General features: G+C 69.2%; 12 protein-coding genes and 1 tRNA gene. 11 read left to right on the forward strand and 2 right to left on the reverse strand.

From position 1 onward, the window contains the following. The first annotated feature begins 122 nt into the window (after window positions 1-122). From dnaA to ACH45E_RS09050, 9 genes are all read left to right on the forward strand, one after another. Window positions 123-2,033, forward strand: coding sequence for a chromosomal replication initiator protein DnaA (gene dnaA / locus ACH45E_RS09010; protein WP_361442067.1), 1,911 nt, complete (start codon window positions 123-125; stop codon window positions 2,031-2,033). A gap of 862 nt (window positions 2,034-2,895) precedes the next feature. Beyond that, window positions 2,896-4,026, forward strand: a complete 1,131-nt coding sequence (dnaN, locus tag ACH45E_RS09015) for a DNA polymerase III subunit beta (RefSeq protein WP_361442070.1) — start codon at window positions 2,896-2,898, stop codon at window positions 4,024-4,026. Window positions 4,027-4,257: 231 nt separating this feature from the next. Next, window positions 4,258-5,136 (forward strand): phosphogluconate dehydrogenase (NAD(+)-dependent, decarboxylating), encoded by an 879-nt coding sequence (gnd, locus tag ACH45E_RS09020; RefSeq protein WP_361442073.1) that lies wholly within the window; start codon window positions 4,258-4,260, stop codon window positions 5,134-5,136. 121 nt (window positions 5,137-5,257) lie between these two features. After that, entirely contained in the window at window positions 5,258-6,379 is a 1,122-nt protein-coding gene (gene recF, locus ACH45E_RS09025; protein WP_361442076.1) for a DNA replication/repair protein RecF, read from the forward strand. After that, a complete protein-coding gene (locus ACH45E_RS09030; protein WP_361442079.1) occupies window positions 6,376-6,975 on the forward strand; it encodes a DciA family protein in 600 nt (199 codons plus the stop codon). The genes recF and ACH45E_RS09030 overlap by 4 nt, the downstream gene beginning before the upstream one ends. Before the next feature lie 373 nt (window positions 6,976-7,348). Continuing rightward, entirely contained in the window at window positions 7,349-9,433 is a 2,085-nt protein-coding gene (gyrB, locus tag ACH45E_RS09035; protein ID WP_361442082.1) for a DNA topoisomerase (ATP-hydrolyzing) subunit B, read from the forward strand. A 42-nt stretch (window positions 9,434-9,475) separates the two neighbouring features. Further along, window positions 9,476-12,070 (forward strand): DNA gyrase subunit A, encoded by a 2,595-nt coding sequence (gyrA, locus tag ACH45E_RS09040; protein WP_361442085.1) that lies wholly within the window; start codon window positions 9,476-9,478, stop codon window positions 12,068-12,070. Between the two features lie 16 nt (window positions 12,071-12,086). Then, the gene (locus tag ACH45E_RS09045) at window positions 12,087-12,824 is read left to right on the forward strand and encodes a DUF3566 domain-containing protein (protein WP_361442088.1); all 738 of its coding nucleotides are present in this window, start codon (window positions 12,087-12,089) and stop codon (window positions 12,822-12,824) included. 100 nt (window positions 12,825-12,924) lie between these two features. Further along, window positions 12,925-13,001: transfer RNA gene (locus ACH45E_RS09050), tRNA-Ile, on the forward strand. A 269-nt stretch (window positions 13,002-13,270) separates the two neighbouring features. Here ACH45E_RS09050 and ACH45E_RS09055 read toward each other — a convergent pair. Then, window positions 13,271-13,594, reverse strand: a complete 324-nt coding sequence (locus ACH45E_RS09055; RefSeq protein WP_361442091.1) for a DUF6344 domain-containing protein — start codon at window positions 13,592-13,594, stop codon at window positions 13,271-13,273. Between the two features lie 250 nt (window positions 13,595-13,844). Between ACH45E_RS09055 and ACH45E_RS09060 the strand changes: the two genes are divergently transcribed. Both ACH45E_RS09060 and ACH45E_RS09065 read left to right on the forward strand, forming a co-directional pair. Further along, entirely contained in the window at window positions 13,845-13,973 is a 129-nt protein-coding gene (locus ACH45E_RS09060; RefSeq protein WP_003999697.1) for a DLW-39 family protein, read from the forward strand. 106 nt (window positions 13,974-14,079) lie between these two features. After that, window positions 14,080-15,501 (forward strand): hypothetical protein, encoded by a 1,422-nt coding sequence (locus ACH45E_RS09065; protein WP_361442094.1) that lies wholly within the window; start codon window positions 14,080-14,082, stop codon window positions 15,499-15,501. Here ACH45E_RS09065 and ACH45E_RS09070 read toward each other — a convergent pair. Further along, a complete protein-coding gene (locus tag ACH45E_RS09070) occupies window positions 15,465-16,838 on the reverse strand; it encodes a serine/threonine-protein kinase (protein ID WP_361442097.1) in 1,374 nt (457 codons plus the stop codon). The two genes, ACH45E_RS09065 and ACH45E_RS09070, sit on opposite strands and share 37 nt — an antisense overlap. Window positions 16,839-16,914: the final 76 nt, after the last annotated feature.

Genomic DNA, 16,914 nt, shown 5'->3' on the forward strand with positions numbered 1-16,914 from the left:
ACCCGCCGCCCTGACTACCGTGACTGGACTCCGATTCGTTCCTTTGTCCCCTGCCCCACCGATCTACATCCCGACCCGTCCCACAACCACACGTTCGTGGGACCTGTGAGAGAGCGTGTCCTGTGGCTGACGTACCTGCCGATCTTGCCGCAGTGTGGCCACGAGTACTCGAGCAACTCCTCGGAGAGGGCCGCGGACAGGGTGTGGAGGTCAAGGACGAGCACTGGATCCGCCGCTGCCAGCCCCTCGCGCTCGTCGCGGACACCGCCCTGCTCGCCGTACCGAACGAATTCGCGAAGGGCGTACTGGAGGGCCGTCTGGCCCCGATCGTCAGCGAGACCCTGAGCCGTGAGTGCGGACGCCCCATCCGGATCGCGATCACCGTCGACGACACCGCGGGCGAACCCCCGGCCCCACCCGCGCCCCCCGCCCAGCCGCAGCCGCGCTACGAGGAGCCCGAGCTCCCCGCGGGACAGTACGAGGGATACGGCCGCCACCGGGCCGACGACCAGCTCCCCACCGCCCGACCCGCGTACCCGTCCGAGTACCAGCGGCCCGAGCCGGGCGCCTGGCCGCGCCCTACCCACGACGACTACGGCTGGCAACAGCAGCGCCTGGGCTTCCCGGAGCGCGACCCGTACGCCTCCCCACCGGACACCTACGGTGAACAGCACCGTGACGCCTACGGTGCCCCGCCCCATGACTACCGCCAGCCGGCGATGGACCGCCCGTCGTACGAGCAGCCCTACGAGCAGCCTTACGACAAGCCGCGCCCGGACTACGACAAGCCGCGCCCGGACTACGACAAGCCACGCTCCGAGTACGACCCCTCCCGCGTCGACTACGACCAGCGGGACCCGGCCCGCCGCGAGCTCCCGGAGCCGCCGCCCGGCGCCGGCCATGTGCACCGCGGCGGACCCGTGGGTCCGAACCTGCCCACGACCGGCGCGCCCGGCCCGCTGGCCGCGCAGCCCGCGCCGGCGACCGGCCCGGGCGAGCCCACCGCGCGGCTGAACCCGAAGTACCTCTTCGACACCTTCGTCATCGGCGCCTCCAACCGCTTCGCGCACGCCGCCGCGGTCGCCGTCGCCGAAGCGCCCGCGAAGGCGTACAACCCCCTCTTCATCTACGGGGAGTCCGGCCTCGGCAAGACGCACCTGCTGCACGCGATCGGGCACTACGCGCGCAGCCTCTACCCGGGCACGCGGGTGCGGTACGTGAGCTCCGAGGAGTTCACCAACGAGTTCATCAACTCCATCCGCGACGGCAAGGGCGACAGCTTCCGCAAGCGCTACCGCGAGATGGACATCCTGCTCGTCGACGACATCCAGTTCCTTGCGGACAAGGAGTCGACGCAGGAGGAGTTCTTCCACACCTTCAACACGCTCCACAACGCCAACAAGCAGATCGTGCTCTCCAGCGACCGGCCGCCCAAGCAGCTGGTCACGCTGGAGGACAGGCTGCGGAACCGTTTCGAGTGGGGCCTGATCACCGACGTCCAGCCGCCCGAGCTGGAGACGCGCATCGCGATCCTCCGCAAGAAGGCGGTGCAGGAGCAGCTCAACGCCCCGCCGGAGGTGCTGGAGTTCATCGCCTCCCGGATCTCGCGCAACATCCGCGAGCTGGAGGGTGCGCTGATCCGGGTCACCGCGTTCGCCTCGCTCAACAGGCAGCCCGTGGACCTGGGCCTGACGGAGATCGTCCTCAAGGACCTCATCCCCGGCGGCGAGAACGCGGCCCCCGAGATCACCGCCACCGCGATCATGGCCGCGACAGCGGACTACTTCGGCCTCACGGTCGAGGACCTGTGCGGCACCTCGCGCGGCCGCGCCCTGGTGACCGCGCGGCAGATCGCCATGTACCTGTGCCGTGAGCTCACCGACCTGTCGCTGCCCAAGATCGGCGCGCAGTTCGGCGGCCGCGACCACACGACCGTCATGCACGCCGACCGCAAGATCCGCGCGCTGATGGCCGAGCGCCGGTCCATCTACAACCAGGTCACCGAGCTGACCAACCGCATCAAGAACGGCTGACACGGCCCTGCGAACGGTCGGCGCGGCCCTACGACAGCGCTGAGGGCGCCCCCGGGAGGAGATCCCGGGGGCGCCCTTCGTCATGCCACGGCCAGCCGGTGTTCGATTACTCGCCGGGTTACGGCCTTTCTCCACAGATTCGGGCACTTTCTTGCGTCCACACGCTGGGGACTGCGAAGTTGTCCCGAAACCATCCACAGGCTGTGCGGTTGAAAGGTCATCAGGCCAGCTCATGTGCCTGTGGATCGGTGGACGAAGGATCTCCACAGGCTGTGGAAGAAGCGGTGATCCACAGCCTGTGCACGAAGTTGTCCACCGGCAACCCACAGGCTGGGGCGGGTTGTCCCCAGCGATCGCGGGCTTCTCCACATGGCTGTCCACTGTTCGGCAACGCGACGCACCAGATCACCGCCTCGAGTGAAAGGCGTCACATCAGGGTGCCGGGTTGGGGTGTGGGAAACGTGGGTAAACCTGGGGACGCAGCTGGGGAGAACTGCCCCCGGGCTGTGGGTGGTGTGTGCAGAACTTTCTGTTCTCCACAGAAACGCTCGGTTTTCCACCGGCGTCACCCACAGGCCCAGTGGATAAAAAATGGCCTCTGAGCTGGGCAAACGCGGTTATCCACGGTATCCACAGGCCCTACTACTACTCCCAACTAGAGAGAGCTGGGAATCCGTTTCGAAGCGGGGCCTGTGCACAACTCGCCGTCTCGAGCCCGGCTGCCCCTCGGAGCGACTTGACCCCGACAGGCACCTACTGTCAGTGCGGTGCGTCAGACTGGTCCCGGTGTCCTTCCCGTCGCAGTGGGCGGTGACACCGAGTCGGAGGACTCAGAGGCAACAGCAGCAGGAGGCGGCTTACGGTGAAGATCCGGGTGGAACGCGACGTACTCGCGGAGGCAGTGGCGTGGGCGGCACGCAGCCTCCCGGCCCGTCCGCCGGCGCCTGTGCTCGCCGGGCTCCTGCTGAAGGCCGAGGACGGCCAGCTGAGCCTGTCCAGCTTCGACTACGAGGTCTCCGCGCGCGTGTCGGTCGACGCGGAGGTCGAGGAGGAGGGCACGGTCCTCGTCTCCGGCCGCCTGCTCGCCGACATCTCCCGCGCCCTCCCCAACCGTCCGGTGGAGATTTCCACAGACGGTGTACGGGCGACCGTGGTCTGCGGCTCCTCGCGGTTCACACTTCACACACTGCCTGTGGAGGAGTACCCGGCGCTGCCCCAGATGCCGAACGCGACCGGCACGGTCCCCGGCGAGGTCTTCGCCTCCGCCGTCCAGCAGGTCGCCATCGCCGCCGGCCGCGACGACACGCTGCCCGTCCTGACCGGTGTGCGCATCGAGATCGAGGGCGACACGGTCACGCTGGCCTCCACCGACCGCTACCGCTTCGCGGTCCGCGAGTTCCTGTGGAAGCCGGAGAACCCGGACGTCTCCGCGGTCGCGCTGGTGCCCGCCAAGACGCTCCAGGACACCGCCAAGGCGCTGACCAGCGGCGACAGCGTCATCCTGGCGCTGTCCGGTTCGGGCGCGGGTGAGGGCCTGATCGGTTTCGAGGGCGCCGGACGCCGTACGACGACCCGCCTTCTCGAGGGCGACCTCCCGAAGTACCGCACGCTGTTCCCGACCGAGTTCAACTCCGTCGCCGTGATCGAGACCGCCCCCTTCGTGGAGGCCGTCAAGCGTGTGGCCCTGGTCGCCGAGCGGAACACCCCGGTGCGGCTGAGCTTCGAGCAGGGCGTGCTCATCCTGGAGGCCGGCTCCAGCGACGACGCACAGGCTGTGGAAAGGGTTGACGCCCAGCTCGACGGCGACGACATCTCCATCGCCTTCAACCCGACCTTCCTGCTGGACGGGCTGAGCGCGATCGACTCCCCGGTGGCCCAGCTGTCGTTCACGACGTCCACCAAGCCCGCGCTGCTCAGCGGCAAGCCGGCGGTGGACGCCGAGGCGGACGAGGCCTACAAGTACCTGATCATGCCGGTGCGGCTGAGCGGCTGAGTCTGCAGGCGACCGGCACTGGGCGACGGCTGGGGGTGTGGGGGCATCCCCCACAAGACCGCAGTATGCCGGTGCGGCTGAGCGGCTGAGCGCGACCTCCGGCAAAGCCCCAGGTGAGGGCATACGAATGAGCGCGTATGCCCACAGCTGTGCGTGAGCGTCCGGGTTTAGGCTCGGACACGGGTACGACAGTGCCTTACACGCCACACAGCGACCTAAGGAACACAACTGATGGAGCTCGGTCTCGTCGGCCTCGGCAAGATGGGCGGCAACATGCGCGAGCGGATCCGCCGCGCGGGCCACACCGTCTTCGGATACGACCGCAACGCTGACCTCGCGGACGTCCACAGCCTGGAAGAGCTTGTGGGCAAGCTTCCCGGCCCGCGCGTGGTCTGGGTGATGGTCCCGGCCGGCGAGCCCACGCAGTCCACGATCGACGAGCTCGCCGAGCTCCTGGAGCCCGGTGACGTGGTCGTGGACGGCGGCAACTCCCGCTGGACGGACGACGAGCGGCACGCCGAGGAGCTGGCCGCCAAGGGCATAGGCTTCGTGGACTGCGGTGTCTCCGGCGGCGTCTGGGGCCTGGAGAACGGGTACGCGCTGATGTACGGCGGAGACGCCGAGCACGTCGCCAAGGTGCGGCCGGTCTTCGACGCGCTCAAGCCGGAGGGCGACCTCGGCGCCGTGCACGTCGGCAAGGTCGGCGCGGGCCACTTCGCGAAGATGGTCCACAACGGCATCGAGTACGCGATGATGCAGGCCTACGCCGAGGGCTGGGAGCTGCTGGAGAAGGTCGACTCCGTGGAGAACGTCCGCGAGGTCTTCCGCTCCTGGCAGGAGGGCACGGTTATCCGTTCCTGGCTGCTCGACCTCGCGGTCAACGCCCTGGACGAGGACGAGCACCTGGCGCAGCTGCGGGGTTATGCACAGGACTCCGGCGAGGGGCGCTGGACGGTGGAAGCCGCCATAGACAACGCGGTACCGCTGCCGGCGATCACCGCTTCGCTGTTCGCGCGGTTCGCCTCGCGCCAGGAGGACTCCCCGCAGATGAAGATGATCGCCGCGCTGCGCAACCAGTTCGGCGGCCACGCGGTCGAGAAGAAGCCGTAGCGCGGACTCGACGCCACCCGACGAAGCCCGACCGAGCCCGACGAAGACGCAAGAAGACCGAATAAGTTGTCCACAGGGTCGCCCGGCGATCCACAACCCTGGGGGAGGTCGGCGAACGACCATGCACGTCACGCATCTGTCGCTGGCCGACTTCCGCTCGTACGCCCGGGTCGAGGTCCCGCTGGACCCGGGTGTCACGGCCTTCGTCGGCCCGAACGGGCAGGGCAAGACGAACCTCGTCGAGGCGATCGGCTACCTCGCCACCCTCGGCAGTCACCGGGTCGCCTCGGATGCGCCCCTGGTGCGCATGGGCGCCGATCGCGCGATCATCCGTGCTCAGGTCCGGCAGGGCGAGCGGCAGCAGCTGGTCGAGCTGGAGCTGAACCCGGGCCGGTCCAACCGTGCCCGGATCAACCGGTCCTCGCAGGTCAGGCCGCGGGACGTGCTGGGGATCGTACGGACGGTGCTGTTCGCGCCCGAGGACCTCGCCCTGGTCAAGGGTGATCCCGGGGAACGGCGCCGCTTCCTGGACGAGATGGTCACCGCGCGTTCTCCGCGTATGGCCGGCGTGCGTTCCGACTACGAGCGGGTGCTCAAGCAGCGCAACACGCTGCTGAAGTCGGCGGCGCTGGCCCGGCGGCACGGCGGCCGCTCCATGGACCTGTCCACGCTGGACGTGTGGGACCAGCATCTGGCGCGTGCGGGCGCCGAACTGCTCGCGCAGCGCATCGACCTGATCGCCGCGGTCCAGCCGCTGGCCGACAAGGCGTACGAGCAGCTGGCCCCCGGCGGCGGTCCGGTCGCCCTGGAGTACAAGCCGTCGGCGCCGGGTGAGGCGCACACGCGCGAGGATCTGTACGCCCAGCTGATGGCGGCCCTGGCGGACGCTCGCAAGCAGGAGATCGAGCGGGGCGTGACCCTCGTGGGCCCGCACCGGGACGATCTGGTGCTCAAGCTGGGTCAGCTGCCCGCCAAGGGGTACGCGTCGCACGGTGAGTCCTGGTCCTATGCGCTGGCGCTGCGCCTGGCGTCGTACGACCTGTTGCGCGCGGAGGGCAACGAGCCGGTGCTGATCCTCGACGATGTCTTCGCCGAGCTGGACGCCCGGCGCCGTGAGCGGCTGGCGGAGCTGGTGGCTCCGGGTGAGCAGGTGCTGGTGACGGCGGCGGTCGACGACGACGTGCCGCATGTGCTGGCGGGTGTCCGGTATGCCGTGTCCGAGGGGGCGGTGGAGCGGGTATGAGCACCGAGGGCTCCGGCGCCGACAGGACATCCAGGCCTGACAGGACTACCGGGTCCGGCACGGCTCCCGGGTCCGACACGACTTCCGGGAAGGCGCCCGAGCCTTCGGGGGTCGATCTGGCTCGGGTGGCGCTGCGTGCCGCGAAGGAGCAGGCACGCGCGCGTGGGGACGCGGCGCAGCAAAAGAAGCAGGCGCGGCGGGGGGGCTTGCGTTCCGGTGCGCGGGCGGACGGCCGTGATCCGATGGCGCTCGGTGCGGCGATCAACCGGCTGATCACCGAGCGGGGCTGGGAGGCCCCGGCCGCGGTGGGCGGTGTGATGGGACGCTGGCCGCAGATCGTGGGCGAGGACGTGGCCAAGCACTGCGTTCCGGAGAAGTACGACGAGGACGAGCGGACGCTGGTCGTGCGCTGTGATTCGACGGCGTGGGCGACGAATCTGCGGCTGCTTGCGCCGACTCTGGTCGCGCGGCTCAACGAGGATCTGGGGCATGGCGCGGTCCGGGTGATCAAGGTGTTGGGGCCCGGTGGTCCCGTCCGTCGCTATGGTCCGTTGCGGGCTCCGGGCAGCATGGGCCCCGGTGACACCTACGGGTGACAGAACTCACACAGGAACGTCGCAGGGGCCTGTCGCGGGCGCGTCCCGGTGGTTCGGCATGCAACCGCACGCTCTTGCGAATCCTGACCTGACCCTTGAGTAGCGAAGGGTTGACATCCCGAAGCGCTGAGTGCCGCTGTGAGCCTCTTGGAGCCCCCTTCCGTATATCGGGACCCGGCGGAGACCGGTTGAGGGCGGCACATGAGGACTCAGGTACCGGCAAACCCCCATCACTGTCGGCGCTACCGGTAGACTGGAAGACAATCCCGCCCCGAACGTGGGGACCGTCCGGGACAAGCTGAGCAACGCTGATCAAGGCTTACCAACGCAACATGCCGCAGCCGCTCCGGCAACCCGCCGACGAGCCCGGCTCGTGCTGTGCCAGAAAGGGCGCTTCGTGGCCGATTCCGGCAACCCCAACGAGAACATCCCGTCCACCGACGCGGGCGCGAACGGACCGGCGACCTCCTCGAACGGGGAGGTCACGGCCTCGTACGACGCCAGCGCCATCACCGTCCTCGAGGGCCTGGACGCGGTCCGCAAGCGACCCGGTATGTACATCGGTTCCACCGGTGAGCGCGGCCTGCACCACCTGGTGCAGGAGGTCGTCGACAACTCCGTCGACGAGGCGCTGGCCGGCCACGCGGACACCATCGACGTGACGATCCTCGCCGACGGTGGCGTGCGCGTCGTCGACAACGGCCGCGGCATCCCGGTGGGCATCGTCCCCTCCGAGGGGAAGCCGGCCGTCGAGGTCGTGCTGACCGTGCTGCACGCGGGCGGCAAGTTCGGCGGCGGCGGCTACGCGGTCTCCGGCGGTCTGCACGGCGTCGGCGTCTCCGTCGTGAACGCCCTGTCGACCAAGGTCTCCGTCGAGATCAGGACCGACGGCCACCGCTGGACCCAGGACTACAAGCTGGGCGTCCCGACGGCCCCGCTCGCCAAGCACGAGGAGACGGAGGAGACCGGTACCTCGGTCACCTTCTGGGCCGACCCGGACATCTTCGAGACCACCGAGTACTCCTTCGAGACGCTCTCGCGGCGCTTCCAGGAGATGGCGTTCCTCAACAAGGGTTTGACGATCAAACTCACTGATGAGCGCGAGTCGGCGAAGGCCGTGACCGGTGCCGACGAGGCGGGCGCCGACGAGAAGGACGAGGTCAAGTCGGTCAGGTACCACTACGAGGGCGGCATCGTCGACTTCGTGAAGTACCTCAACTCCCGCAAGGGCGACCTGGTGCATCCTTCGGTCATCGACCTCGAGGCCGAGGACAAGGACAAGAGCCTGTCCCTCGAGGTCGCGCTGCAGTGGAACAGCGGCTACAGCGAGGGCGTCTACTCGTTCGCCAACATCATCCACACGCACGAGGGCGGCACGCACGAGGAGGGTTTCCGCGCGGCGCTGACCTCGCTGATCAACAAGTACGCGCGCGACAAGAAGCTGCTGCGCGAGAAGGACGACAACCTCACGGGTGACGACATCCGCGAGGGTCTGACCGCGATCATCTCGGTGAAGCTGAGCGAGCCGCAGTTCGAGGGCCAGACCAAGACCAAGCTGGGCAACACGGAGGCCAAGACCTTCGTGCAGAGGGCGGTCTACGAGCACCTCAACGACTGGCTGGACCGCAACCCCATCGAGGCCGCGGACATCGTCCGCAAGGGCATCCAGGCGGCCACCGCGCGCGTGGCGGCCCGCAAGGCCCGCGACCTGACCCGCCGCAAGGGCCTGCTGGAGTCGGCGTCCCTGCCGGGCAAGCTCTCCGACTGCCAGTCGAACGACCCCACCAAGTGCGAGATCTTCATCGTCGAGGGTGACTCCGCCGGCGGCTCGGCCAAGTCCGGCCGGAACCCGGAGTACCAGGCGATCCTCCCGATCCGCGGCAAGATCCTGAACGTGGAGAAGGCCAGGATCGACAAGATCCTGCAGAACCAGGAGATCCAGGCGCTGATCTCCGCGTTCGGCACGGGTGTGCACGAGGACTTCGACATCGAGCGGCTCCGCTACCACAAGATCATTTTGATGGCGGACGCCGACGTCGACGGCCAGCACATCAGCACCCTGCTGCTGACCTTCCTGTTCCGTTTCATGCGGCCGCTGGTCGAGGCCGGGCACGTGTACCTCTCCCGCCCCCCGCTGTACAAGATCAAGTGGGGCCGGGACGACATCGAGTACGCCTACTCGGACCGCGAGCGTGACGCGCTGATCGAGATGGGCCGGCAGCGCGGCAAGCGCGTCCGCGAGGACTCGATCCAGCGCTTCAAGGGTCTCGGTGAGATGAACGCCGAGGAGCTGCGCGTGACCACGATGGACCAGGAGCACCGGGTTCTCGGCCAGGTCACCCTCGACGACGCGGCCCAGGCCGACGACCTGTTCTCGGTCCTGATGGGCGAGGACGTGGAAGCCCGCCGCCAGTTCATCCAGCGCAACGCCAAGGACGTCCGCTTCCTCGACATCTGAGTCGGTCTCAGCTGACCGCACAAGGAAGGATCTTCACCAGCAATGGCCGACGAGAACACTCCTGTCACCCCCGAAGAGGGCGGCGAAGTCGCGATGCGCGTCGAGCCCGTCGGGCTCGAGACGGAGATGCAGCGCTCGTACCTGGACTACGCGATGTCCGTCATCGTGTCCCGCGCGCTGCCCGACGTCCGTGACGGTCTCAAGCCCGTCCACCGCCGCGTCCTGTACGCCATGTACGACGGCGGCTACCGCCCCGACCGCGGCTTCTACAAGTGCGCCCGTGTCGTCGGCGACGTCATGGGCAACTACCACCCCCACGGCGACTCCTCGATCTACGACGCCCTGGTGCGCCTCGCGCAGCCGTGGTCGATGCGGATGCCGCTGGTGGACTCCAACGGCAACTTCGGCTCCCCGGGCAACGACCCGGCCGCGGCGATGCGCTACACCGAGTGCAAGATGGCGCCGCTGTCGATGGAGATGGTCCGTGACATCGACGAGGAGACCGTCGACTTCACGGACAACTACGACGGCCGCTCCCAGGAGCCGACCGTTCTGCCGGCCCGCTTCCCGAACCTGCTGATCAACGGCTCGGCCGGTATCGCGGTCGGTATGGCGACCAATATCCCGCCGCACAACCTGCGCGAGGTCGCGGCCGGCGCCCAGTGGTACCTGGAGAACCCGGAGGCCTCGCACGAGGAGCTCCTGGACGCCCTCATCGAGCGCATCAAGGGCCCGGACTTCCCGACCGGCGCGCTCGTCGTGGGCCGCAAGGGCATCGAGGAGGCCTACCGCACGGGCCGCGGCTCGATCACCATGCGCGCGGTCGTCGAGGTCGAGGAGATCCAGAACCGGCAGTGCCTGGTGGTCACGGAGCTGCCGTACCAGACAAACCCCGACAACCTCGCGCAGAAGATCGCCGATCTCGTCAAGGACGGCAAGATCGGCGGGATCGCGGACGTCCGCGACGAGACGTCGTCCCGTACGGGGCAGCGGCTGGTCATCGTCCTGAAGCGGGACGCGGTCGCCAAGGTCGTCCTGAACAACCTCTACAAGCACACGGACCTGCAGACGAACTTCGGCGCCAACATGCTGGCGCTGGTCGACGGGGTGCCGCGCACGCTGTCGCTGGACGCGTTCATCCGGCACTGGGTGACGCACCAGATCGAGGTCGTCGTCCGCCGTACGCGCTTCCGGCTGCGCAAGGCGGAGGAGCGGGCGCACATCCTGCGCGGCCTGCTGAAGGCGCTGGACGCCATCGACGAGGTCATCGCGCTGATCCGGCGCAGTGAGACCGTCGAGATCGCGCGCGGGGGCCTGATGGAGCTCCTGGAGATCGACGAGATCCAGGCCAACGCCATCCTCGAGATGCAGCTGCGCCGCCTGGCCGCCCTGGAGCGGCAGAAGATCGTCCAGGAGCACGACGAACTCCAGGCGAAGATCAACGAGTACAACGCGATCCTGGCCTCGCCGGTCCGCCAGCGCGGCATCGTCAGCGAGGAACTCGCCGCGATCGTCGAGAAGTACGGCGACGACCGCAAGACCATGCTGGTGCCCTACGACGGTGACATGTCCATCGAGGACCTGATCGCCGAGGAGGACATCGTCGTCACCGTCTCGCGCGGCGGCTACGTCAAGCGCACCAAGACGGACGACTACCGGGCGCAGAAGCGCGGCGGCAAGGGCGTGCGCGGCACGAAGCTGAAGGAAGACGACATCGTCGACCACTTCTTCGTCTCGACCACGCACCACTGGCTGCTGTTCTTCACCAACAAGGGCCGGGTGTACCGGGCGAAGGCGTACGAGCTCCCCGACGCCGGCCGGGACGCGCGCGGGCAGCACGTCGCCAACCTGCTGGCCTTCCAGCCGGACGAGGCGATCGCCGAGATCCTCGCGATCCGGGACTACGAGGCGGCGCCGTACCTGGTGCTGGCCACCAAGGCCGGTCTGGTCAAGAAGACGCCTCTGAAGGATTACGATTCGCCCCGTTCCGGTGGCGTCATCGCGATCAATCTGCGGGAGAGCGCGGACGGTTCCGACGACGAACTGATCGGAGCCGAACTCGTCTCGGCCGACGACGATCTGCTCTTGATCAGCAAGAAGGCACAGTCGATCAGGTTCACCGCCTCGGACGACACCCTGCGACCGATGGGCCGTGCCACCTCGGGTGTCAAGGGCATGAGTTTCCGCGAGGGCGACGAGCTGCTCTCGATGAATGTTGTTCGAACCGGTACGTTCGTGTTCACTGCCACAGACGGCGGGTACGCGAAGCGGACCCGCGTCGACGAGTACCGCGTCCAGGGCCGCGGTGGCCTCGGTATCAAGGCCGCCAAGATCGTGGAGGACCGCGGATCGCTCGTGGGCGCGCTGGTGGTGGAGGAACTCGACGAGATCCTCGCCATCACCCTCTCCGGCGGTGTGATTCGTACGCGAGTCAACGAGGTCAGGGAGACGGGCCGTGACACCATGGGCGTCCAACTGATCAACCTGGGCAAGCGCGATGCCGTGGTCGGTATCGCACGTAACGCCGAGGCGGGACGCGAGGCGGAGGAGGTCGACGGCGATGTGGCCGTCGACGAGACCGCCGAGGGTGCCGCGACCACCGGCACGGACGAGGGTGAGGCGCCCTCGGACGAGTAGCACGAGGAGTGAGATCGTGAGCGGAGCCACGGGCGCCGGGTCGGCCGGTACCTCCACGGGTACGGAAACGGGCGGCGGCGGCCGTGGCTCCGCCGCGAGCGCCGCGCAGCCGACGGATCCGCACACGACCAACCTGAAGGCGGTCAAGCCGGAGGCGGCGGACTCGTCCTCTCCCGACGCGCAGGGATCCCAGGGGGGAAGTGTGGGGGACACCCGCGGCCGCGAGGACCGGCCGGCGCCCGAGGCGGCCTCGCCGCTGCCCGGGGAACGCAAACAGCAGCAGCCCTCCGGCCCGTACCACCCGCCGCAGGCCTACCCGGCCCAGGGCACCGGGGCGGCCGTACGCCGGCCGCGCACCGGTTCCGTGGCGCGCACCATGCCCCGCACGCGCAAGGCGCGGCTGCGGGTGGCCAAGGCCGACCCGTGGTCGGTGATGAAGGTCAGTTTCCTGCTCTCCATCGCGATCGGCATCTGCACCGTCGTCGCGTCCGCGGTGCTGTGGATGGTCCTGGACGCCATGGGCGTCTTCTCGACGGTCGGCGGCCAGATCTCGGAGGCCACGGGTTCCACCGAGTCCAACGGCTTCGACCTGCAGGCCTTTCTCTCGCTGCCGCACGTCCTGACGTTCGCCGCGATCATCGCGGTCATCGACGTCGTCCTGGCCACCGCCCTGGCCACGCTCGGCGCGTTCATCTACAACCTCTCCGCCGGCTTCGTCGGCGGCATCGAGCTGACCCTCGCCGAAGACGAGTGACAGTCCCCCGACAGTCCCCCGACAACCGATTTTGGGACTGCCCCTCTCGTGCGCTAATCTTCAGGAGTCAGCGCGCGGGAGATACACCGCAAAGCGCGGCGGGGCTATAGCTCAGTTGGTTAGAGCGCATCCCTGATAAGGATGAGGCCACAGGTTCAAATCCTGTTAGCCCCACCAGCACGAAGACCCCCAACCGACAGCGGTTGGGGGTCTTTGGCGTCCGGTGGCCCCTTGCCTTGGGTATCGGGTGAGACCCCCACGGTCACTGGCTCCGGTTCCTTCCGGTTCAGGCTCCGGTTCCGGTTGCGCAAGGCGGGCGCCGGTACGGAGCACTGCGTACGACGAGACCCCCGACCGGTTCTGCCGGTCGGGGGTCTCTCTGTGCGGGTGGCTGTACGCAAACCGCCGTTGTGTCGTGTTACTTCGCTGGCGTGCTGCCCAGACCCTCAGGTCTGAAGGGGGGCCTTGTGCTCGGGAGAGGAGGACGTTTCCTGGTCGGCGGAAGGCTGGCGGCGGCAGCCGGGGGACTTGCCGTGGGCCTCGGCCTGGATGCGCTGCTTCATCGTGGGGGGCAGGGACGCGGCGACCAACCGGGACAAGAGGGGCGGGACCGGAGCCGAGACCTGGACGGTCTCGCCGCACGGTTCCTCGGTCCGGGTCTGCGGTGCGGCCGCGGCGGTGGTCGCCGTGGCGAGGCCGAGCGCCGTGAACAGCGCGAGGAATGCGGTGACGATGGCGGTCCACAGCTTCATGACCTTGTTCTGGGTCATGGCCCCTCACTTTCAGGTCGGGCGATTTGCGTACTTTCCTCATGATGTGTATGAGGGCCGCGAAGTGGTGGACCGACGCCCGTGGCGCGGCGATGTTCTGATGAACACCACTCGTATGGGCGTAAAGGACAAGAATTGTTCTCACGGGGGCGGAAGTTGACGGCCTGATGTAGGTCACCGATCGATATCGGTCGGTGTGTATAGTCGGGCGCCAGAGGTCCCCTACGTCAACGAAAGACGAGGTCGCGCGGTGAAGAAGCTTCTCCTGGTCGCACTGGCCGCCATCGGCGGGCTCCTCGTGTACCGCCAGATCCAGGCGGATCGCGCCGAGCAGGATCTGTGGACGGAGGCGACTGACTCCGTGCCCACGGGTTCGTGAGTACCGGAAAAACCGGAATTTGAGCAAGCCCCGACCGCCCTCGCGGTCGGGGTTTCGTGTTGCAGGATGGGCGGCGGTCCGGTACGAGCGCGAGGGGGCGGGCGGCATGGGGACGGGACGGTGGCGTACGGGGCGGTGGGGTACGGCGTTGTGGCGTACGGCGGTACGGTTCGCCGTCACCGGAGCGCTGACGGGCGCGGCGGTCGCCCTGCCGGGCGGCACCGCGGTCGCCGACGGCACCACGACCGGGACACCGGGCGGTACACCGAGCGGCTACGCCTTCGCGCCCAAGGCGCGGACGGTGCAGGGCACGGCCGGTACCACGGACGCCGAACCCCTCGAGCCCGGCGAGACCTACCGCAGCTCCCTCGGTAAGAACGCCGAGGTCTACTACCGCCTCGCACTCAAGGACCGGGCGACCGCCTACGTCGCCGTCACCGCCGTCCCCCCGTCCGACGCCAAGGTCGCGGCCACCGACGGCATCCGCGTCTCGCTCCAGGACGGTGACGGCAACGCCTGCTCCAACGACAGCGCCGGCTTCGGCGGCGGCCTGAGCCCGCAGCCCGTCACCGCGCTGGGGACGCGTGAGGCGGGCAAGGCCCTGTGTCAGGGGGCGGGCACGTTCTACCTGGTCGTCGAACGCGTCGACGCGACCGGCTCGGGGGCCGGCTCCGGGGCCGGCGGCGCCTCCTCGGCCCAGGACTGGAGCCTGGAGATCGCCCCGGTCACCGAACCGCCCCGGGCCAAGGCCGCCGGCACCGCGGCGCCCGAGGCCTGGAACTCCGCCACCCCCGAGCCCCTCACCGGCGACCCCGGGACCCGCACCGGCACCGCGGGCTTCGCCGGGGCTCAGGCACTGGACCAGGGCGTCTGGGACACCCGCATCCGGCCCGGCCAGACCCTCTTCTACAAGGTCCCCGTCGACTGGGGCCAGCAGCTGTACGCCACCGCCGAACTCGGCAGCTCCACCGGCAAGGGCGGCTATGTGACCAGCGCCCTCGACCTGGCCCTGTACAACCCCGCCCGCGGTGACGTCACGGACGTTCCCCGCAGCTACAACGGCCGGCAGACGACCGTCACCCTCGCCCCCCTGCCGCCCGTCGAATACGACAACAGGTACGCCCCGAGCGGCCAGGTCAGCGCCATGCGCTTCGCCGGCAACTACTACCTCGCCGTCCACCTCAGCGGGCAGGTCGCCGACACCTTCGGCGACAAGGCGTTCGGGCTGACACTGCGCGTCCGCGTCGACGGCACGCCGCACGCGGGCCCCGGGTACACCGGGAAGTCCGCCCCCGCGAACCTCTTCGAGATCACCGACGGCGACCGGGAGGCCGCGGCCACGGGCGTGGCCCCCGGCGGCGGCACCGCCATGAAGGCCCTCGCCGCCGGCGGGATCGGCACCGGGACGGTCCTGCTGCTGGGGCTCGGCCTGTGGACCCTGACGGCACGGCGCAGGGCCTCGGCCGCCGAGGCAGCCGAAGCTGCCGAGGCTCAGATGCGGGTCAGCGCCCAGAACCCGACCGCGTAGCAGGCCAACGCGAGCAGCAGTACCGGGACGACGACCTTGGGCGGGGGCCCGGGGCGGTGACGGCGCGCGGCGTGTGCGGCATGCGCGGCTCGGGGGGCCTGTGGGCTCTGTGAGGCTGGTGGGGCCTGTGGGATCTGGGGAACCTGTGCGGTGTATGGGGCCGTGGGGGTGTGGGTGTACGGGGGTGATGCGACGGCGTACGAGGGTGGGGGAAAGGGGGCGTGCGGCGCGGGCGCGGGATTGTGGCTCTGCGTCGTGGGTGTGGGTGTCGGCGTGGGTGTGGGTCCCGGTGTGGGTGTCGGCGTGGGCGTCGGGGCGGGCGGTTGCTGCGGCGGTGGCAGGCGGAAGCTGCCGGTGTCCGACACGGAGTGGCCCGTGTCCGTGTCCGTGCCGGTAGTGGCCTCCGGCCCCGACCCCGTACTCGTGCCCGCGTACGCCCCTGCCCCGGGCTCGGCCGCCAGTGGCCCCTCCGGGCCGAATCCCGGAGGCAGGGGGCCGATTTGGTCGAAGATCTCGATCAGTTCCTCGTCGGAGCCGGGCTCCGGCAGGAGTTCCACGGCGGCGGCGAGGGCCTTGCGCGCTCCCGTGGCGGTACGGAAGCGGGCCTGCGGGTCCGGTTGCAGCAGGGAGGCCACGACCTGCCACAGCGGCTCGGGAACGCCCTTGGGCGCGCCGGGCGTGCCGTGTTCCATGAAGTACTGGATGAGCGCCTTGGCGTCGGGCTTGGCGCCCTGGAGCAGGTACAGCGCGACCAGGCCGACGGCGAACAGATCGGCGGGGAAGTCCGGTTCGGCGCCCAGCATCTGCTCGGGTGCGAGGTAACCGGGAGTCCCCACCACGAGGTTCGTCTCCGTCAGGCGCGGCTCGCCCAGCCGCATCGCGATGCCGAAGTCGGACAGCCGTAGCCGGGGCCGCGCGGTGCCCGTGGCCTCCAGCAGGATGTTGGCGGGCTTGATGTCCCGGTGGACGACTCCCTCGGCGTGCACGGCGGCGAGGCCGGCCAGCAGCTGGTCGAGGAGGGTGCAGACGAAACCGGGCGGCAGGGGACCGTAGTCCCCGATCAGGTGGACCAGGGAGCCGCCGGCGACCAGATCCATGGTGAACAGGACCTTGTCGTCGTCGGCGGCCCAGCTCGCCGGAGCGAGCACATGCGGATGGTCGATCCGCAGGGCCTGCTCCCGTACGAAGCGCAGGAGGGAGTGGGCGTCGCGCTGCTGAAGCACCTTGGCGGCGACGTAGCGGCGACGGCGGTGGTCCCAGGCGCGCCAGACGGCGCCGACACCGCCGCGTCCGATCGGATCGGCCAGTTCGTACCGCCCGGCGAAGACCTCACCCATGGCTGTCCGTCGCTCCTCCCCCTGCGGCCCCCGTGTTGTTCCCCCGTCACGAGCTTCCCCCGTTTCCCCCGTGACG

Origin of the sequence: Streptomyces sp. NPDC020299, from assembly GCF_044387825.1 — a bacterium.
Lineage (GTDB): Bacteria > Actinomycetota > Actinomycetes > Streptomycetales > Streptomycetaceae > Streptomyces.